Below are 19,771 nucleotides of genomic sequence, written 5' to 3'. Positions count from 1 at the left end.
AAACGCCAGGAAGCCGAATCAATGCCATTGAACACGCCTGCGGCGATTCATCGACTTCGCGTGCTGACGGTCAACACCCACAAGGGTTTTACCGCACTCAACCGGCGCTTCATCCTCCCCGAGTTGCGTGAAGCGGTGCGCAGTACGTCGGCAGACCTGGTGTTCCTGCAAGAGGTCGTCGGCGAGCACGACCGCCACTCCTCTCGCTACAACGACTGGCCGCAAACCTCGCAATATGAATTCCTTGCCGACAGCATGTGGAGCGACTTCGCCTATGGGCGCAACGCCGTCTACCCCGACGGTCATCATGGCAACGCCCTGCTGTCGAAGTACCCGATCCGCGAGTACCGAAACCTGGATGTTTCCATTACCGGCCCGGAACGTCGCGGCTTGCTGCACTGCGTGCTGGACGTGCCGGGGCATAGCGAAGTCCATGCCATCTGCGTGCACCTCAGCCTGCTGGAAAGCCATCGTCAGTTGCAATTGCAGTTGCTCTGTCAGCTCCTTGAGTCCCTGCCCGGGCAGGCGCCGGTAATCATTGCCGGTGACTTCAACGACTGGCAGATGCAAGGCAATGCCGCCCTGGTCCGCCGCGATGATTTGCACGAAGCTTTCGAACGCCACCTTGGTCGTCCGGCCAAAACCTACCCCGCGCGGTTTCCCCTGTTGCGCCTCGATCGTGTCTACCTGCGCAACGCCAGTAGCCATGAGCCGAAAATACTCGGGCACAAGCCGTGGACGCACCTTTCCGACCATTTGCCGTTGGCGGTGGAAGTGCACCTCTGAATCGCGGCCAATCCGCGCGAAGTAGCGAAAAATCGTCCCCCACCTGTTATTTCTGACAGTAGCCACGTTGAATCAATGACTGCTACGTTGGTGATGCTCCGCCGGATGTCTGCAGGGGCTTGCACCACATACGTAGCGTCTTGGTTGCTGAAGGTATACACGGGTCGCTGTTTTTCCCGATGCTGTCTTGCAACTCGCGCTGCCGAATACGCCGGATTCCTGGCCACTCATGACGGCCCAGGGAACGGAAGTTGATCCCATCGCGGAGGCAACATGGAGTTTTCGACAGACCTGTCCAGGTACCGTCATGGTGCGTGCCTGTTTTCGATCTGGTTGTGTGCGAACTGGTCCCAGCCCGCCCACGCAGCCTGCACACTCATCCCCACCGCCGGCAACGACAACTTTGTCTGCGACAGCGCTACCAGCGGCCCGCTGAGCGATTTGGCAGGCAATAACACCCTGACCTTCCCCGCCGATGGCAGCGGCAGGATCAACGGCAACGCGACCTTCGGCGCCGGCGCCGACACTGTGGACATGGCTTCCGGCATCGTGGCCGGCACCGTGGATCAGGGCGACGGGGCGGACAGCTTTACGATCAGCGCCGGGCAAGTCACCGGGGCGGTCAGCCAGGGCAATGGCATCGATCACTTCGTCATGTCGGGCGGGACCATTCAGTCCCTGGCCCAAGGGGATGGTCGCGATACCTTCCTGATGACCGCCGGCACCATCGTCGGAGCCTTCGAAGATGGCGACGTCGCCAAAATGACCGGCGGCACCATTGGCCGCGTCGACATGAAACTCGATAACAATATTTTCGATATGTCCGCCGGGCAGATCCTCGGCAATCTGGTGACGGGTTTAGGCACCGACACCATCATCGTTTCCGGTGGCCGAATCGGCGGCAATATCAGTGTCAGCAACGGCAACGACAGCATCACGGTCACGGGCGGGGAAATCGTTGGCGAAATCCGCACCGGCAACGGCGATGACACCCTAGTCTGGGACGGCGGCGGGATCATCCGCTCGCCAATCCTCCTGCAGGCGGGCGACGACCGCGCCGCCTTGCGCAATCTGACCGAAAGCACCCTCGCGCTGACCCCGGGCACCGATGGCGGTATCGGCAATGACCTGCTGACCTTCGATCACACCACCTCATCGGGCGCCGCCCGGTACATCAACTGGGAAACCGTCAACCTGGGCAATGGCTCGCGCTTCGACCTGGATGGCAACTTTCAACTGGGGGACACCACCACCGGCACGGGCGTATTCAATATCGACGGCAGCAGTACGCTGACCTCGGTGCAAGGCAGCATTACGCCATTGACCGCAGGCCGGCTCGCAACCTTGAACAACAGCGGGGTCATCGATCTCGCCAGTGGTAACTCACGCACCAATGACACCCTGACTGTTGAGGGTAATTACGCGGGTAATGGCGGTCAGTTGCATTTGCAAAGCACGGTGGGCGATGACAGCTCCCCCAGTGACAAACTGGTCGTGAACAATGGGACGCTGACCGGCAATACCCTGATTACGGTCAGCAACATCGGTGGCACAGGCGCACTGACGCAGCAGAACGGCATCCAGTTGGTCCAGGCCCAAGGCACGGCGGTCAGCGACAACACCGCATTTGCCCTCAAAGCCCCGGTCTCGGTCGGTGCCTTCGATTACCGCCTGTTCAAAGGCGGTATTACACCGGGCAGCGAAAACAGTTGGTACTTGCGCTCCTCGGTTGTGGCGCCGCCATTGGTCTCCGTCGCCAACCCGGATCCCGCCTTGCCGCCGACGCTGGCGCCTTTGGTGGCAGTACCGGTGGCCGCCCCGGTTGTTAAGGTTTCCGGGGTTCCCGGAGTTCCGGGGGGTGAAGGGGTTGTCACAGTCGAAACCCCGGTGTTACCCGCCGCTGTCCCGGGCGCGGCACCGATCCCGCTGTACCGCGAGGCGGTTCCCACCTGGTCGGTGGTGCCTCCCGCTGCCGCACAATTGAGCCTGACGGCGCTGGGCACGTTCCATGATCGTCAAGGCGACCAGCGCCTGCTGACAGAAACCGGGGCCTTGGGCGCTGGTTGGGGCCGGGTCTACGGCAAGAATCTCGAGCAGACCTGGGCCGGCACCGTCACGCCAAGACTGGACGGCTCGCTCAATGGCTTCCAGGTCGGCAATGACCTGTTCAGTTCACAACTGGCGAGTGGACAGACCCAGCGCAGTGGTTTCTTTGTCGGCCACAGCCGCCTGCAAGGTGATGTCGACGGTTTCAACGAGGGCTTCGAAGGCAAACGCTCCGGCAAGGTGGAATTGCAAGGCGACAGTCTTGGCGTTTACTGGACCCTGACCGATCCTGCCGGCGCCTATCTCGATACCGTGGCCATGTACACCTGGCTCAACGGTGACAACCACTCGCAAAGCGGCCTGAAGATCGACAATGACGGTCACGTCACGACCTTATCGGCAGAGGTCGGATACCCGATCGCGGTGGCTGCTGGCTGGGTGATCGAACCCCAGGCCCAGGCGATTTACCAGAAGGTCAGACTCGACAGTCAGGACGACGGCATCTCCCATGTCTCGTTCGATTCCGACAGCGCCTGGACCGGCCGCGTCGGCGCTCGACTCAAAGGTCGCTACGAAGTCGGCGGCAGGCCGCTTGAGCCGTATCTGCGGGCCAATATCTGGCACACCTTTACCGGTACCGATACCGTCACCTTTGACCATGTCGATCAGGTCGAATCCCAACAACGAACCTCGTCCGCCGACCTCGGTATCGGGATGGTGCTGAGCGTCGCGACATCCGTCAGTGTGTATGCCGGCGTCGACTACAGCAGCAATATCGACAGCACCCAGCAACGGGGAACATTCGGTAACGTGGGGGTGCGGGTGAAGTGGTGAGGATCGACAACCACTCTATCCCGGTTTTTTTTTGACGATCCGACGAACAAACAAGAACTTAGAGACACGTCATAAATCAGGCACTTAAACCATTACCACTTATCGGCCATCCTCTTGACGCGACCGTTTCGCTCTTCTTGACTTCACTTTACTACCCCCGGATATGCCATCAGGACCCGCCTCGGACTCCCGTAAAAACGGGCAGCCGGAGGCGAGTCCTATCCCATTCGGTCGCCCCTCATTCGGGGTAGGAGAGACGCCAGAGCGAGATGCTACATGCGCCTGCAAGGTAGACCTCCATGAAAACTTCACTCACCCCAGAAGAGATCAAAGTCGCTTTTTGCACCGTGTCGAGTTCACTCCTGCTGTGTTCCTCCCTGGAAATACAAGCCGCCCCTGCCGAACAAGAAACAACCCCGTGGTATCGACAGGACATCCCGACGCTCAGTCTGTCTACCCTTGCAGTAACGTACCCCGGTCAGTTCAACGCTCATCCCGATCTGCGAAGTTCCAGCCTGACTACCGAAGACGCCGCGCCCACGGCCTGGGACCAACTCTACGGCCAGCCCTCTCGCCAGGCACAAACCGATTTCCTTTCCCTGGAGCTGGCCGTTCCCGGCACCCACGAAGTCAAAGGCCCGGCGATCTTCACCCTGCAAAGCGCCAGCGGCCATACGCAGAGGGTCGGGCTGGTCGGCGGCACGAGCCAGTTCCAGCTCAACAACAACGGCACGCAGATCACCCCGGTAATGTCCAACCCCAATAGCGACACGCTCAACCTCCAGGGACAAAGCCTCGGCGCCTACTGGAGCCTGACCGGACCACAAGGCTGGCACGTCGACCTGACCGCCAGCGGTGGTCGGGTCAACGGCTTCAGCCGCAACGAGCAAGGGACCCGAAGAGCCACCGAGGGCAGCGCGGTCACACTGTCGGTAGAAGGTGGCATTCCCATCGGCCTTGGCGAAAACTGGGTGATTGAACCCCAGGCACAGTTGATCAATCAGCGCATCTCTCTGGACACCCCGTATGCCGGTTCGGGCAACGCGTCTTCCACCGATCTGACTTCGTGGAGTGGCCGGGTCGGTGCGCACTTGAAAGGCAGTTACGACATCAGCGGCCTGCTGGTCGAACCTTACGTGCGGACCAACTTGTGGCACACGGCGTACTCCGGCAACAGCGTGACCCTCGATCAGGTCGACAAGATCAGCAGCAGCCGCAATTCCACGACCGTCGAACTGGGCCTGGGCCTGGTCGCCAGAGTCACGCCGACCGTGAGTTTTTACGTCAGCGCCGATTACAGCAGCGATGTGGATGACAACGACTTGAATGGCTTGATTGGTAGTCTGGGTGTGCGGATGCGCTGGTAAAAACTGGTATTTCTTACAGTATCCACGGCTCTGCGGGTGATGCATTGTAATGGCGGGGCACTCTGATCGAGACCATCACTCATGCCATTGAATTCTGCGCACCACGGCACACCGAACCTTGCGGTTTCAGATCCGCGTGGCTTGGCGATCAGGGCCATTCAATACCATCGGCGGCTAGCGGCTGATCCGGTTGATACACGAGTGACGCATCAACGGTTCGATGCCGCCGGCCGGGCGGTGGCCAGCAGGGATCCGTATCTGTTTGCCCTGGCGCAGAACGATGCGTCGGTGCCGGCGAACTTGGGCCAGGTGTACAGCCTGTCTGGTGCACCCTTGTCGAGTGACAGCGTGGACGCGGGTTGGCGGGTGGCGTTGCACAGTGCTGCCGGGCAACGCGTCGAGGCTTGGGACGGCCGTGGCAGCCATTCCCGGACTGAGTTCGATGAACTGCTGCGGCCGGTGGCCGTACATGAACGTGGTGAAGATGTCGCCGCGCACGTCCTCGAGCGATTTACGTATGCGAGCGTCGATGCCGACGCGGCCTCGCGCAATCTGTGCGGTCAATTGATTCGCCATGACGACCCGGCCGGCACCTTGCAACTGCGCGAACTCGGGATCGCAGGCGCGGTGCTGCAACAGACCCGGCATTTTTTGCGCGAAACCGTTCCAGTGAACTGGCCAGACAGCGTGCCGGCACGCGATGCATTGCTTGAATCTGCCAAGGGCGCCACCACCGCGCTGCACCATGCCGCCAGCGGTGAACTGCTCCGGCAAATCGATGCGCTGGGCAATCGTCAACGTTTTGCCTATACCGTCACCGGAGAGTTGAAGAACACGCTTCTGACTTTGGCCGGTGACGATCAAAAAGAGCTGACGCTGGTCTGCGATCTTCACTACAGCGCCTCCGGTCAGATCGAGTCGGAAACCGCCGGTAACGGCGTCCTCACCCGCCACCGCTACGATCCGGCGGATGGCCGCCTCATCGGCCTGAGCGCACACAAGGCCAACGGCACGCCACTGCAGGACCTGAAATATCGCTACGACGCGATCGGCAACGTGCTGAGCCTCGAAGATGCCGCGCAACCGATCCGTTACTTCAACAATCAACGCATTGAACCAATCAAGACCTATCACTACGACACCCTCGATCAATTGATCGAAGCCACGGGTTGGGAAGCCAAGACCGGCCATGGCGGCCCTGCCCTGCCCGACCTGCAACCCTTACCCCTCGACCCCAACCAGGTCGCCCGGTACAGCCAGACCTTTCACTACGATGCGGGCGGCAATCTCCTGGATTTGGTGCACGTCGGCTCACAGGCCCATGGCCGCACCTTGACCCGCGCCCAATACAGCAACCGCTGCCTGCCCGAACGCAATGGCCGGCCGCCGACGGAAGCCGAACTGGTCGCCGGTTTCGATGCCAACGGGAATTTGCGTGAGTTGCAGGCGGGCCAATCGCTCGACTGGGACCTGCGTAATCAACTGTCCAGCGTGCGCCCGGTGGTCCGCGACGATGGCAATGATGATTATGAACGTTACCTCTACGACGGCGGCGGGCAACGGGTGCGCAAGCTGCGCGCGAACCAGACCAACGCCCGCACACTGACCAGTGAAGTGCGATACCTGCCCGGCGTGGAAGTCCGTCGTCACGACAGCACCGGCGAAATCCTCCACGTGATCAACGCCAGCGCCGGCAGCAACAGCGTGCGGGTGCTGCATTGGGTCAACCAGAAGCCGGATGACATCGCCAACGACCAGGTGCGTTACAGCCTCAACGACCACCTGCAATCCAGCGCACTGGAACTGGACCAGAACGCCGACCTGATCAGTCAGGAATGGTATTACCCGTTTGGCGGCACGGCTTGCTGGGCGGCCCGATCCGCTACCGAAGCCAGGTACAAAACTGTGCGTTATTCAGGCAAGGAGCGGGATGCGACGGGGCTCTATTACTATGGGTTCAGGTATTACGCGCCGTGGTTGCAGCGGTGGATTAATCCGGATCCGGCGGGGGCGATTGATGGCATGAACTTCTATCGGATGGTCAGGAATAATCCCATTGCGCTATATGATTCAAATGGTTTGTCACCAGAAGGGAAGCTGGCGCGAGAAACATTGAGATCCAAAACTTTTCATAAAGAGTACCAAGCAGATCCTGAAATGGCTCTGAAATTCGTGGCATATGTTGCTAAGACGCGTGGACATTCCGAAGAGATTATTAATAAAGTTATAGAAAGAATTCAAATGGCAATGGCCCCACCGCTTGAAGAAGCAACGACACAGATGAGCAGCTTAGCAATCGCCCTACCTAAAAAAGAGATCCCCACCCCTACAGACAAATACGACAAGAAAATATTTATCGCACTCTACACAACGACCCACGGCTCAGATGAGATCAACAATGCCATGAGAAAAAACGAAGAAATATACATATCTAAAACAAAGGTAATACGAGAATTAGAAGAACGACATGGAAGTGAAATATTTGAGAGAAAAACCGGAAGAGATCTAAAACTAGACATTCAGGTTGCCGCAGAACTCTTCAAACTTGAAACAGCCAAAAAAGTAAGCAATCAACTATACCTTCAAGACAACGAAGAAATGAAAACCTATTATCGAGGAGGCAGATTAACCAAGTCAGCATTGGAAGAGTATAAAGCAGCCAAAGAAAATGGCTCCGCACTTCACTCCCTGAGCTTTCTTTCAGTGGCCAAAGATAAATCAGTTGCCGAAGATTTTAAATCCACACATGCAAGCGGTCTTTTTATCTTTAAGGGTTTTAGCGCCGCAGGAATGGCGGGTAGTCTTTCCGCTTCAGCTGTACAAGGTTCTGTGTTCACATTTCATGCAGATTTCAAGGTGACCAAAGTCGATGAGGTAAACAATGTTGTCCATCTCACAGAGTTGCGAGGGTATAAGGGCCATCGAATCCCTTTGCCTCATTAGCACCACCGAAAAGCATCCGGTGTGGCACTGAACCGAAAGCGCGCATTTACAACTTCGCGGCTTTCGGTTCGCCACGCCAGTGCTCTTAAAAGTCCACTTCCATCACCCCTGCGGCCGTAACATCAACACCGCCAACGGCGGCAAATTCAGCACCAACGACAACGCCTGCCCATGGCTCGGCGTCTCCTCGGCCACCGCCCCGCCGCTATTGCCGTAGTTGGAACCCGCATAGATCGACGAATCGCTGTTGAGCACCTCATTCCACTGCCCGGCAAACGGCACTCCAACCCGATAAGCCTCGCGCGGCACCGGCGTAAAGTTGGCCACCACCAGCAGCGGTTTGCCGTCCTTGCTCCAGCGCAGCCATGCATAAACGCTGTTGATCGCATCATCGCCGATCAGCCATTGGAAACCCTGCGGCACATCGTCCTGCTCATGCAGCGCCGGCTCTTCGCGGTACAAGCGATTGAGGTCGGTCACCAGTTTCTGCACGCCCTTGTGCTCGGAGTATTGCAACAGGTACCAGTCCAGTTGCTGGTCATGGTTCCACTCGCGCCACTGGCCGAACTCGCAGCCCATGAACAGCAGCTTCTTGCCCGGATGCGCCCACATGAAGCTCAGGTAGGCCCGCAGGTTGGCGAATTTCTGCCAGCGGTCGCCGGGCATCTTGTCGATCAGCGAGTGCTTGCCGTGCACCACTTCGTCATGGGAGATCGGTAGGATGAAGCGCTCGGACCAGGCGTACACCAGGCCGAAACTCAACTCGTTGTGGTGATGGGCGCGGTAGACCGGGTCCTGCTGGATGTAATGCAGCGAATCATGCATCCAGCCCATGTTCCATTTGTAGGCAAAGCCCAGGCCGCCCTGTTGCGTGCCCTGGCTGACGCCCGGCCATGCGGTGGATTCTTCGGCGATCACCAGTGCACCGGGCGCTTCCAGGGCCACCACGTCGTTGAGGTGGCGCAGGAAGTCGATGGCTTCCAGGTTCTCTCGGCCGCCATGGCGGTTCGGCACCCACTCGCCGGCCTTGCGCGAGTAGTCGCGGTACAGCATCGAGGCCACCGCATCGACCCGCAGGCCGTCGACATGGAAATGCTTGAGCCAGTGCAGCGCCGACGCCAGCATGTAGCCGTGCACTTCGGTGCGCCCCAGGTTGTAGATCAGCGTGTCCCAATCCTGGTGGAAACCTTCCTGCGGGTTGCCGTACTCGTACAGCGCCGTGCCGTCGAACTGCGCCAGGCCGTGGGTATCGGTGGGGAAATGCGCCGGCACCCAGTCGAGGATCACCCCGAGCCCGGCCACATGGCAGGCGTTGACGAACGCGGCGAACTCGTCCGGCGTGCCATATCGCGCACTCGGTGCGAATTGCGACAGCAACTGATAACCCCACGAACCACCGAACGGGTGCTCCATGATCGGCATCAGTTCGATGTGGGTGAAGCCCAGGTCTTTTACATAGGGAATGAGCCGCTCGGTCAGTTCCGGCCAGGTGTACTGGCGGGCCACTTCGCCCAGGTCGTCCAGCTCGCATTGCCACGAGCCGGCGTGCAATTCGTAGATCGACAATGGCGCCGTCACTCGCTGGCGGTCGCCCCGGCCCATCATCCAGTCCTGATCCTGCCAGTCGACTTTCAACGGTGAAGCGACTTTCGAGGCGGTGTCCGGTGGCAGGCTGGTGGCCAGCGCCATGGGATCCGCCTTCAACGGCAGAATGCCGTGGGCGCCGAGAATCTCGTATTTGTAGGCGTCGCCTGCTTGCAGGCGCGGGATGAAGAGCTCCCAGACACCGGTGGGATGACGCAGGCGCATCGGATGCCGGCGCCCGTCCCAGACGTTGAAATCACCGACCACCGATACCCTTCGGGCATTCGGTGCCCACACGGCGAAACGCACGCCATCGACGCCGCCCACGGTCTTGAGCTGTGCGCCAAGGCACGCGCTGAGGTCACGGTGATTGCCTTCGGCAAACAGGTACAAGTCCATTTCGCCCAGCAACGGGCCGAAGCTGTAAGGGTCTTCGGCCGTTTGCTCGCCGCCGGCCCAACGGGTGCGCAGCAAGTACCCTTGCACGTGGTCGAAATGCCCAACAAACAAACCCGGCGTCTCTGTGGCTTCAAGCTTTCCAAGCTCTTCGCCCGAATCCCTGGCCAGCACTTCTACACTCAGGGCGCCCGGCAGATAAGCGCGAATGAACTGCCCGCCAGCGCCATCGCCGTGGGGGCCGAGAATGGCGAAAGGATCGATATGCTCGGCGCGCACCAATGCATCGATATCCCGTGCGCTGGGCAGTAGCGCTTCTTTGTGATGACCCTGTTCCCTGTTCGAGACACTCATGACTACTCTCCATCAAGATCGGAAAAGGGTTTGAGCCCACTCAATAATCCATACAAACCGTGCAACGGCACAGGCAGCCAGGTGGGGCGATTTTCCGCCTCATAGGCCACTTCATACGCCGCCTTCTCCAGACCGAACAACGCCAGCGCGGCGTCCTCGCCTTCGGGATCTTGCCATGCATGGGCAAGAGTAGCTGCCGCCAGCCGATAAGCGTCGACAAATGCTTGCCGCGCCTCGCTCAAGTAGCGCTCGGTGACCCGCAAACGCGCAGCAGCAGCCGCAGCCGTGTTGTCGATGCTCTGCACGTTGATCGCCATCGCCGCCGCATAGTCGAAGGAACGCAGCACGCCGCTGACATCCTTGTACGGGCTGTGCTTGCCCCGTCGTTCCTGCAATGGCCGTGCCGGTTCACCTTCAAAGTCGATCAGATAGGCATCGCCCTTGATCACCAGCACCTGCCCCAAATGCAGGTCGCCGTGCACACGAATGCGCAAGCCACCCGCAGTCTTTTTGCCCAGCTCTTGCACATGACCGAGAATGGCTTTTTTGTTGTCCAGTAAACGGGTGACAAGGGTCTGGTCCGCCGTATTCAGTTGATTTTCATGTTGCTTGAGCAAGTTCAGCGCATGCTCGATTTGCGCCGCGACATCCTTGGCCGAGGCCAGCGCTTCCTTCTGCGTGGTGACCTGCGGCAAGAAATCCGGGTGGGTACCCGGCGCTGCCAGTACCTGATGCATTTCCCCCAGGCGCTGGCCGAGCATAGCGGCGAAATCTTTCAGTTCGCCGAGCGCGTTGTAGTGTTGCTCCTGCTCGGACATCGCGTCGGCCAGCTCATCGCGAAGCGCCCGCTCGAGGTTGTTCTGGGTCCACTCCCAGGCGTCGCCCTGATTACTCAGATAGCCTTGGGCAATCATCAGCAAGTTGTCTTGACCCGCTGCGTCCCGACGCACCACGGCCCCCAGCAATGGCGAAATATTGCCGAACCCGGCTCCGGTCAGATACGCGCTCATCTCCAGTTCAGGATGCACCCCGGAGGCGACCTTGCGGATCAACTTCAGCACCAGGCTGTTGCCGATCACCACCGAACTATTGGACTGTTCGGCGGACAGGTAACGTACCGGCGACTCGGCATTGAGGCCGAGTTTTTCCAGCTCGGCGGTGGACTCGAAGCGGATGTCGCCATCGCTGCAAGCCAGTACGGTGCCGGCCTGAATGCCCTGCAATACGGCATGCACAAAAGTTTCCAGGCTGAAGGCATCGGTGATCAGGCCGACTTGGCGTCCGCGCCTTACCCGCGATAGCGCCAATTGCTGCGGCAGCGGCGTACCGACCTGGTCTTCCGGGATAAAGCCGAACGGCAACTGGTAGCGACTGCTCTGGCCTGCGCTGGTGACGTTGATCTCACTGAACAGCACCGGATGCTGCGGATCGCCGAACCGCACGCCGTACACCAGATCGACCTGCTCGATGGCGGCGTCCTTGCCCGCAAACCAGCGGCGGTTCTGCAGCCAGTTCGGCAGGATGCTTTGCTCCAGCGTGGTCCTTGATGGCACCTCGAGCAGTTCTTCCATGCGTTTTTTCAGCACCAGCGTAGTGAAGTCCGGCAGGCTTTGTGCGGGCTCCACGTGCCAGCTCGGCATCTGGTTTTCCGCAGCGAGGCCGAACCAGTAAAAACCGTAAGGCGCCAGCGTCAGGAGGAAATTCAGCTGGCCGATGGGCGGGAACGCGTTACCCCCGAGCATTTCCACCGGCACCATGCCGACGTAGGCCGACAAATCCAGCTCGGCGGCCTGGGCACTGCGCGACACGTTGGCCACGCACAGAATGACTTCGTGCTTGCCGTCCACCCCAGTGTATTCCCGGGTGTAGGCCAGAATCCGCCGGTTGCTGGGCGAAAGCATCTTCAACGTACCGCGCCCGAAAGCCTTGGATTGCTTGCGCACGGCCAGCAGGCGCCGGGTCCAGTTCAACAGCGAATGCGGATCACCGGCCTGGGTTTCGACGTTGACCGACAGATAACCGTATTGCGGGTCCATGATCGGCGGCAGCACCAGGCTGGCCGGGTCGGCGCGGGAGAATCCGCCGTTGCGGTCGATGGACCATTGCATCGGCGTGCGCACCCCGTCGCGGTCGCCGAGGTAGATGTTGTCGCCCATGCCGATTTCGTCGCCGTAATACAGGGTCGGCGTGCCGGGCATGGACAGCAGCAGGCTGTTGAGCAGCTCGACCCGACGGCGGTCGCGTTCCACCAAAGGCGCCAGCCGGCGGCGAATCCCCAGGTTGATCCGCGCGCGGCGGTCGGCGGCATAGTAGTTCCACAGATAGTCGCGCTCCTTGTCGGTGACCATTTCCAGGGTCAGCTCATCGTGATTGCGCAGGAAGATCGCCCATTGGCAGTTGGCGGGAATTTCCGGGGTCTGGCGCAGAATATCGGTGATCGGGAAGCGATCTTCCTGGGCCAGCGCCATGTACATGCGCGGCATCAACGGGAAGTGAAAGGCCATGTGGCATTCGTCGCCGTTCAGGCCTTTCTTATCGATTTCGCCGAAGTACAACCGAGTGTCTTCCGGCCACTGATTGGCCTCGGCCAACAGCATGCGGTCGGGGTAGTTGGCGTCGATTTCCGCGCGGATCCTTTTCAGGACGTCATGGGTTTCCGGCAAGTTCTCGTTGTTGGTGCCGTCGCGTTCGATCAGGTAGGGGATCGCGTCCAGACGCAAGCCGTCGATGCCCATGTCGAGCCAGTAGCGCATCACCGACAGCACCGCTTTCATGACTTGCGGGTTATCGAAATTCAGGTCCGGCTGGTGGGAGTAGAAGCGGTGCCAGAAGTATTGGCCGGCGACCGGGTCCCAGGTCCAGTTGGACTTTTCGGTGTCGAGGAAAATGATGCGGGTGCCGTCGTATTTCTGATCGTCATCGGACCACACGTAGAAGTCCCGCGCGGCCGAACCGGGCTTGGCCTTGCGTGCGCGCTGGAACCACGGGTGCTGGTCGGACGTGTGGTTGATGACCAGCTCGGTGATCACCCGCAGGCCGCGCTTGTGCGCCTCGGCAATGAAACGCCGGGCATCGGCCATGGAGCCGTAGTCACTGTGCACGCCGCGGTACTCGGCGATGTCATAACCGTCGTCACGCCGTGGCGAGGGATAGAACGGCAACAGCCAGATGGTGTTGACGCCCAGGTCGGCGATGTAGTCGAGCTTGGCGATGAGGCCGGGAAAGTCGCCGATCCCGTCGTTGTTGGAGTCGAAATACGATTTGACGTGAACTTGATAGATCACCGCGTCCTTGTACCAGAGCGGGTCCTTGATGAACGTGGCTGCCTTGGGTTTCTTCGCCATTTGAAACTCCTGGTCAATTCGACTTGGCCACAGGATGAGACTCTCTGTGGCGAGGGAGCCTTCTGGTCTATGCGGTGATTCTCCAGATACCGAACGGCTGATACGCCGGGTCGATGCGCATGAACTGGTTTTTGCCGTGCCAGGTCCAGCGATGGCCATTCATCAAGTCTTCGCCCTGGGTGCTGGCGTCGTCGGGCAGGCCCAATTCCCATAGCGGCAACTCGAAGTTCGCTTCCTGCACGTTGTGCGGATCGAGACTGACCGCCACCAGGATAAAGTTGCTGCCGTCAAAGCTGCGTTTACCGAAATACAGGATGTTGTCGTTCCAGGCGTTGTAGACCTTCAGGCCCAGATGCGTGTGCAACGCCGGGTTTTGCCTGCGAATGCGGTTGAGCTGGGCGATCTCGGCAATGATGTTGCCCGGCGCATTGAAGTCCCTGGGGCGGATTTCGTACTTCTCGGAGTCGAGGTACTCTTCCTTGCCCGGCACCGGCGCCGACTCGCACAGCTCGAACCCCGAATACATGCCCCACAAGCCCGAGCCCATGGTCGCCAGCACAGCGCGAATGAGGAATCCGGGACGCCCGGACTCATGCAGGAACGCGGGGTTGATGTCCGGTGTATTGACGAAAAAATTCGGCCGGTAGCACTCGCGCCAGGGCGATTCGTTGAGTTCGCTGAAGTAGCTCGCCAGTTCGGCCTTGGTGTTGCGCCAGGTGAAATAGGTGTAACTCTGGGAATAACCGACCTTGCCCAGGCGCGCCATCATTGCCGGGGTGGTAAAGGCTTCGGCGAGGAAGATCACCTCGGGGTACAACGCCCGTACATCGGCGATCAACCATTGCCAGAACGGCAACGGCTTTGTGTGCGGGTTATCGACGCGGAAGATCTTCACGCCCTCCTCGACCCAGCCCACCACGATATCGCGCAACTCCACCCACAGGCTCGGAATCGCCTCGGGGGTATAGAAGTCGACGTTGACGATGTCCTGGTACTTCTTCGGCGGATTCTCCGCGTACTTGATCGTGCCGTCAGGCCGCCAGTTGAACCAGCCAGGGTGTTGCTTGAGCCACGGATGGTCCTGGGAACACTGGATGGCGAAATCGAGGGCGATTTCCAGGCCATGGGCGGCAGCGGCCGCCACCAGTCGCCGGAAGTCGTCGCGGGTACCCAACTGCGAATGAATCGCCTCATGCCCGCCCTCCTCGCTGCCGATCGCATAAGGGCTGCCCGGATCATCGGGCCCCGCTGTCAGGGCGTTGTTCGGGCCTTTGCGGTAACTGCGCCCGATCGGATGGATCGGCGGGAAATACAGCACATCGAAGCCCATGTCCTGGATCATCGCCAGCCGTGAATGCACGTCATTGAAAGTGCCATGGCGTGCAGGATCGTCGGTGATCGAACGCGGGAACAACTCATACCAACTGGCGAACTGCGCCAGCTCGCGTTCCACATCCACCGGGCACTCCGGGCTCAGGCTCAAATACGCACGGTGTTCGACGCGGGCCATGAGGTCGGCACTACGTTGGTGCAAAAACAGTGCGACCTGCTCGGCTTCAAGCAGTCCTGACAGTTCATGGTGCAAGGCTGCCAGTTGCTCACTGAGTTGCCCTTCGCTGCGTTCGGCGGCTTGTTGCACATGAATCCGCCCTTCCTGCAGTTCCAGGCTTACCGGAACGGCAGCCGCATGCTTCTTTTCCAGCTCATAACGAAAACTGGCAAACTGATCGATCCAGGCTTCGATACAGAACAGATACCGGCCCTGGCTGTCGACACGGAACTGCCCTTGCCAACCGTTGTTGCCCAGGTCGAGCATGACAGCGCTTTGCCAGACGTCCTCGTCGTCGGCCCGCCAGCGCACGCGAACCGCCAACTTGTCATGCCCGTCGGCGAAGACCTTGGCCGTCACCACCACGTCCTGCCCCACCACGGCCTTGACCGCGAACTGCCCGCCTTCAAGGGTCGGCATGATGTTTTCTATGACAATACGCGGCAGCAACAGCGCCTGCGACAGCGGCATGTGCGGGTTGTAGCTCAACTCAGTCGGTTTTTCAGCCGTCATCGAGCCTCTCTCCTTACGCCCCATGGACGCGCTTGTGTCTGGTTGCCATCCCGCCGGGCCATCGGCCCCGGGACGCACTCACTTAGGTTCCGAGCGAGGCTGTCGGGAAAAGTTCATCAGCAGTTTCCGGAATCAAACCCATCGCGCAGCGGTCAACCAACTAGTCCACCTACTTAAGCACGACTCACGCCATGTGCCACCGTAGGCTTGAACGATGAACAATCCATTCCCGGCACGTCCCCGCCGCCAAGGGAAGAACCGCCAACGACAATGCCGCCGGTGATTGTGAGTCCGCAATGAAGACAGTTGATCGTTCCTGCCTCGACACCAGGGACGATCATAAAAATGAAAGACGCTTCCCAATAACGCGTAGTACCGATCCTGAAGCGCCAATTCTGCCCGTCCGACTCTTTACGAAATCTACACCCCGCGCCTTATATAGCCACCTCTCAGTCAGCCTTGAGCGTGGCCAGCCATGAAAACGATTTTTTCCAGCGTCAGCGAATTCACAGACAGAGCGAGCGCACAGCACCACGCGCTCAACCGTGAACGACCAATCGACGGCTGGCCTTCCCTTGAAAATATTCAACTACGAATTTCTTTGCTTCGAAGCCGAGCGCACTCCCTCACAACAATCAACCAGGAGCTCAATCATCAGGGATCTGGAGAATCATCTGCTGCACGGCGATATTGACTACAGCCAGCACGAACTCTCGGAAACAAAGAGCAACGAGCAGGAATCAAGCTGTGAAACAACCTCTGTAGACAGGGTGAACTCCTGACAGGCAGGCGCGGTGGATGGACGCCGGCACTTGAAAGCCACCGAAAGTGATTCGGTGATTTGACTGACATTGATCAACACCCGCCGCAGCTGTTTGGCACAGGCGTTTGCACCTTTGTGTGGCGGGTGCTTCAAGTTGTCGCAGGTCGTGCAAACACTGCCATCTGATCCGCTTTTTAATCCAATACCTGAGTCTGTTATGCAAACAGATCACCGCTCATAGTGCTCATGCCTGATGGAGGCTGATGAGCGAAAGACCATGAGCGAGAGAATCCCCGTCCGAACCGTAGAAACATTCGAGCCTTCGCGTCCAAAGACGAAGGCCAAAACCAGCGACAACCTGATCCACACCCGTAGCTTCACAGGGCTGTTCCGCAACCTGCGCATCAGCGGCGCGGGTTTTCTGTTTTTGCTGTTCTTCGGCACCGTGTGGTTGAACTGGGGCGGTCGCCAGGCGGTGCTCTGGGATCTTTCCGAAAGCAAGTTCCATATCTTCGGTGCGACCTTCTGGCCACAGGATTTCATCCTGCTGTCGGCGCTGTTGATCATTGCCGCGTTCGGTCTGTTTGCGATCACCGTGTTCGCGGGACGGGTCTGGTGCGGCTACACCTGCCCGCAAAGTTCGTGGACCTGGATCTTCATGTGGTGCGAAAAGATCACCGAAGGCGAACGCAACCAGCGGATCAAGTTGCAAGCCGCGCCCTGGGGCCTGAACAAACTGATGCGTCGAGCGGCCAAGCACACCTTGTGGCTGGCCATCAGCCTGCTGACCGGCCTGACCTTCGTCGGCTACTTCACGCCGATCAGGCCGTTGGCCGAAGAGCTGCTGACCTTTCAAATGAGCGGTGTCAGCCTGTTCTGGGTGCTGTTCTTTACCGGCGCCACGTACATCAATGCCGGCTGGCTGCGTGAAGCGGTGTGCATGCACATGTGCCCCTACGCACGGTTCCAGAGCGTGATGTTCGACAAGGACACCCTGACCATTTCCTACGACGTGGCCCGAGGCGAAAACCGTGGCCCGCGCAAACGCGAGGTCAAGCCCGCCGAAGTCGGCCTGGGCGATTGCATCGATTGCCAGCTGTGCGTACAGGTCTGCCCGACCGGCATCGACATTCGCGATGGCTTGCAGATGGAGTGCATCGGTTGCGCCGCCTGCATCGACGCCTGCGACTCGATCATGGACAAGATGGGCTACGCCCGAGGGTTGATCAGCTATACCTCCGAGCACCAGTTGCAGGGTGGCAAGACACACCTGCTACGCCCGCGCCTGATCGGCTACACCGCCGTGCTTGTGGTAATGATCGCCGCGCTGGTGGTGGCGCTGGTGGAGCGGCCGATGGTGTCGCTCGACGTCAGCAAGGACCGCGGTCTGTTCCGCGAGAACAGCCAGGGGCAGATCGAAAACATCTACAGTCTGAAGGTGATCAACAAGACCCAGCAGCGTCAGGACTATCAATTGCAACTGGTCGATGCCGACGGTTTCGAGTTGCAGGGCAAGAACGGGTTGAGCCTGGCAGCGGGCGAGATCGTCGATGTGCCGGTGTCGGTGGTGATGCTCACGGAGCGTCCGGCCAGCAGTTCGCAGAGCCTTGGCTTCAAGGTGGTCGACAGCGATGAGCCTGATGTCTACAGCGTGGCGAAGAGCCGGTTTGTTGCGCCGATGAATCGTTAAGGCTTTAGACTGCGGTGCGCCATTCGCGAGCAAGCCCGCTCCCACATTGGATCTCCAGTGTTCACAAATCCAATGTGGGAGCGGCGGTGCGACGATTCGACTTGCTCGCGAAGAAGTCACCTCGTTTTTTCTGAATGACACCAATCCGGGCTAACGATGAAACGCTACGAAAAATTCGCCGACGACATTGCAGAACTGATCCGCACCGGCGTCCTCGGCCCGGGCCAGCGTGTGCCGTCGGTGCGCTACGCCAGCCAGACCTACGGTGTCAGCCCGTCGACGGTGTTCCAGGCCTACTACCTGCTGGAACGTCGCGGGCTGATCCGCGCCCGTCCGCGCTCCGGCTACTTCGTCAATGCCCATGCGCCACGGCCGTTTTCCGAACCGGAGATCAGCAATCAGGTCAACGAGTCCACCGAAGTCGACGTCAGCGAACTGGTGTTCTCGGTGCTCGACTCGATCAAGGACCCGAACACCGTGCCCTTCGGTTCGGCGTTCCCCAGCCCGACACTGTTTCCCCTGCAACGCCTGTCGCGCTCCCTGGCCAGCGCCAGCCGCGAAATGGACCCTCGCATGGTCGTCACCGACATGTCGCCGGGCAACCCGCAGCTGCGTCGGCAAATCGCCCTGCGCTACATGGTCGGCGGGCTGATGCTGCCCATGGAAGAACTGCTGATCACCAACGGCGCGCTGGAAGCCCTCAACCTGTGCCTGCAAGCGGTGACAGAGCCCGGCGATCTGGTGGCCATCGAAGCCCCGGCGTTCTACGCCTGCCTGCAGGTGCTTGAACGGCTGAAACTCAAAGCCGTGGAAATCCCGGTGCACCCGCGCGATGGCATCGACCTCGGCGTGCTCGAACAAACTCTGGAGCGGTATCCGGTCAAGGCCTGCTGGTGCATGACCAGCTTCCAGAACCCCATGGGCGCAACCCTGCCCGAGACAAAGAAACAGCAGCTCGTGGAACTGCTGCGCCGCCATCAAGTGCCGCTGATCGAAGACGATGTCTACGCCGAGCTGTATTACGGTCAACAGGCTCCGAAACCGGCCAAGGCCTTTGATACCGAAGGCCTGGTGATGCATTGCGGCTCGTTCGCCAAGAGCCTGGCCCCCGGTTACCGCATTGGCTGGGTCGCCGCCGGGCGTTATGCGCAGAAAATCGAACGGCTGAAACTCATGACCTCGCTGTGCGCGTCGATGCCGGCACAGGCGGCAATCGCCGATTACCTGCAACACGGGGGCTACGACCGGCACCTGCGCAAACTGCGCCACGCGCTGGAAGACCAACAGAGTGCCATGCTCGCCGCCATCGCCCGGTATTTCCCGGCACAAACGCGGGTAAGCCAGCCAGCGGGCGGGTACTTTTTATGGCTGGAATTGCCGGAGCAGATGGATTCGCTGAAGTTGTTTCAGATGGCACTGGCGCAAGGCATCAGCATTGCACCGGGGCCGATCTTTTCCCCGGCGCAGCGGTTCCGGAATTGTATTCGGTTGAATTACGGCAGCCCGTGGGATGAGGCTGCGGAAAAGGCGATGGAGACGTTGGGGCGGATTGTGCGGTCGTTTTGATAGTTGGATGTTGCCTGCACTATTGCCTTCGCGAGC

At 59.7% G+C, this 19,771-nt stretch carries 9 protein-coding genes; 6 read left to right on the top strand and 3 right to left on the bottom strand.

What is annotated here, in order from left to right; translation table 11 throughout:
* Window positions 1-21: 21 nt before the first annotated feature.
* The 4 genes from ACEN8Q_RS05275 to ACEN8Q_RS05260 all read left to right on the top strand — a co-directional run bounded on the left by ACEN8Q_RS05275 (window position 22) and on the right by ACEN8Q_RS05260 (window position 7,976).
* Complete coding sequence (locus tag ACEN8Q_RS05275; RefSeq protein ID WP_413704659.1) at window positions 22-786, top strand: endonuclease/exonuclease/phosphatase family protein; 765 nt, start codon at window positions 22-24, stop codon at window positions 784-786.
* 273 nt (window positions 787-1,059) lie between these two features.
* Entirely contained in the window at window positions 1,060-3,666 is a 2,607-nt protein-coding gene (locus tag ACEN8Q_RS05270) for an autotransporter outer membrane beta-barrel domain-containing protein (RefSeq protein ID WP_413704658.1), read from the top strand.
* A 299-nt stretch (window positions 3,667-3,965) separates the two neighbouring features.
* A complete protein-coding gene (locus ACEN8Q_RS05265; protein ID WP_413704657.1) occupies window positions 3,966-5,033 on the top strand; it encodes an autotransporter domain-containing protein in 1,068 nt (355 codons plus the stop codon).
* Between the two features lie 81 nt (window positions 5,034-5,114).
* Window positions 5,115-7,976: an RHS repeat domain-containing protein gene (locus ACEN8Q_RS05260; RefSeq protein ID WP_413704656.1), complete on the top strand. Its 2,862-nt coding sequence runs from the start codon at window positions 5,115-5,117 to the stop codon at window positions 7,974-7,976.
* 102 nt (window positions 7,977-8,078) lie between these two features.
* On the opposite strand, the gene glgB is transcribed toward ACEN8Q_RS05260, so the two are convergent.
* From glgB to ACEN8Q_RS05245, 3 genes are all read right to left on the bottom strand, one after another.
* Window positions 8,079-10,310, bottom strand: a complete 2,232-nt coding sequence (gene glgB, locus ACEN8Q_RS05255; RefSeq protein WP_413704655.1) for a 1,4-alpha-glucan branching protein GlgB — start codon at window positions 10,308-10,310, stop codon at window positions 8,079-8,081.
* A gap of 2 nt (window positions 10,311-10,312) precedes the next feature.
* The gene (treS, locus tag ACEN8Q_RS05250; protein WP_413704654.1) at window positions 10,313-13,654 is read right to left on the bottom strand and encodes a maltose alpha-D-glucosyltransferase; all 3,342 of its coding nucleotides are present in this window, start codon (window positions 13,652-13,654) and stop codon (window positions 10,313-10,315) included.
* A 67-nt stretch (window positions 13,655-13,721) separates the two neighbouring features.
* A complete protein-coding gene (locus ACEN8Q_RS05245) occupies window positions 13,722-15,716 on the bottom strand; it encodes an alpha-1,4-glucan--maltose-1-phosphate maltosyltransferase (RefSeq protein WP_413424078.1) in 1,995 nt (664 codons plus the stop codon).
* Between the two features lie 1,040 nt (window positions 15,717-16,756).
* Between ACEN8Q_RS05245 and ccoG the strand changes: the two genes are divergently transcribed.
* The gene (ccoG, locus tag ACEN8Q_RS05240; protein ID WP_413424092.1) at window positions 16,757-18,169 is read left to right on the top strand and encodes a cytochrome c oxidase accessory protein CcoG; all 1,413 of its coding nucleotides are present in this window, start codon (window positions 16,757-16,759) and stop codon (window positions 18,167-18,169) included.
* A 156-nt stretch (window positions 18,170-18,325) separates the two neighbouring features.
* Window positions 18,326-19,735, top strand: a complete 1,410-nt coding sequence (gene mapR, locus ACEN8Q_RS05235; protein ID WP_413704653.1) for a GntR family transcriptional regulator MpaR — start codon at window positions 18,326-18,328, stop codon at window positions 19,733-19,735.
* The last annotated feature ends 36 nt before the right edge of the window (window positions 19,736-19,771 follow it).

Origin of the sequence: Pseudomonas sp. Pseusp16, assembly GCF_047324915.1 — a bacterium.
GTDB lineage: Bacteria > Pseudomonadota > Gammaproteobacteria > Pseudomonadales > Pseudomonadaceae > Aquipseudomonas > Aquipseudomonas fluorescens_CD.
This window is presented reverse-complemented; position numbering and strand designations above follow the sequence as displayed.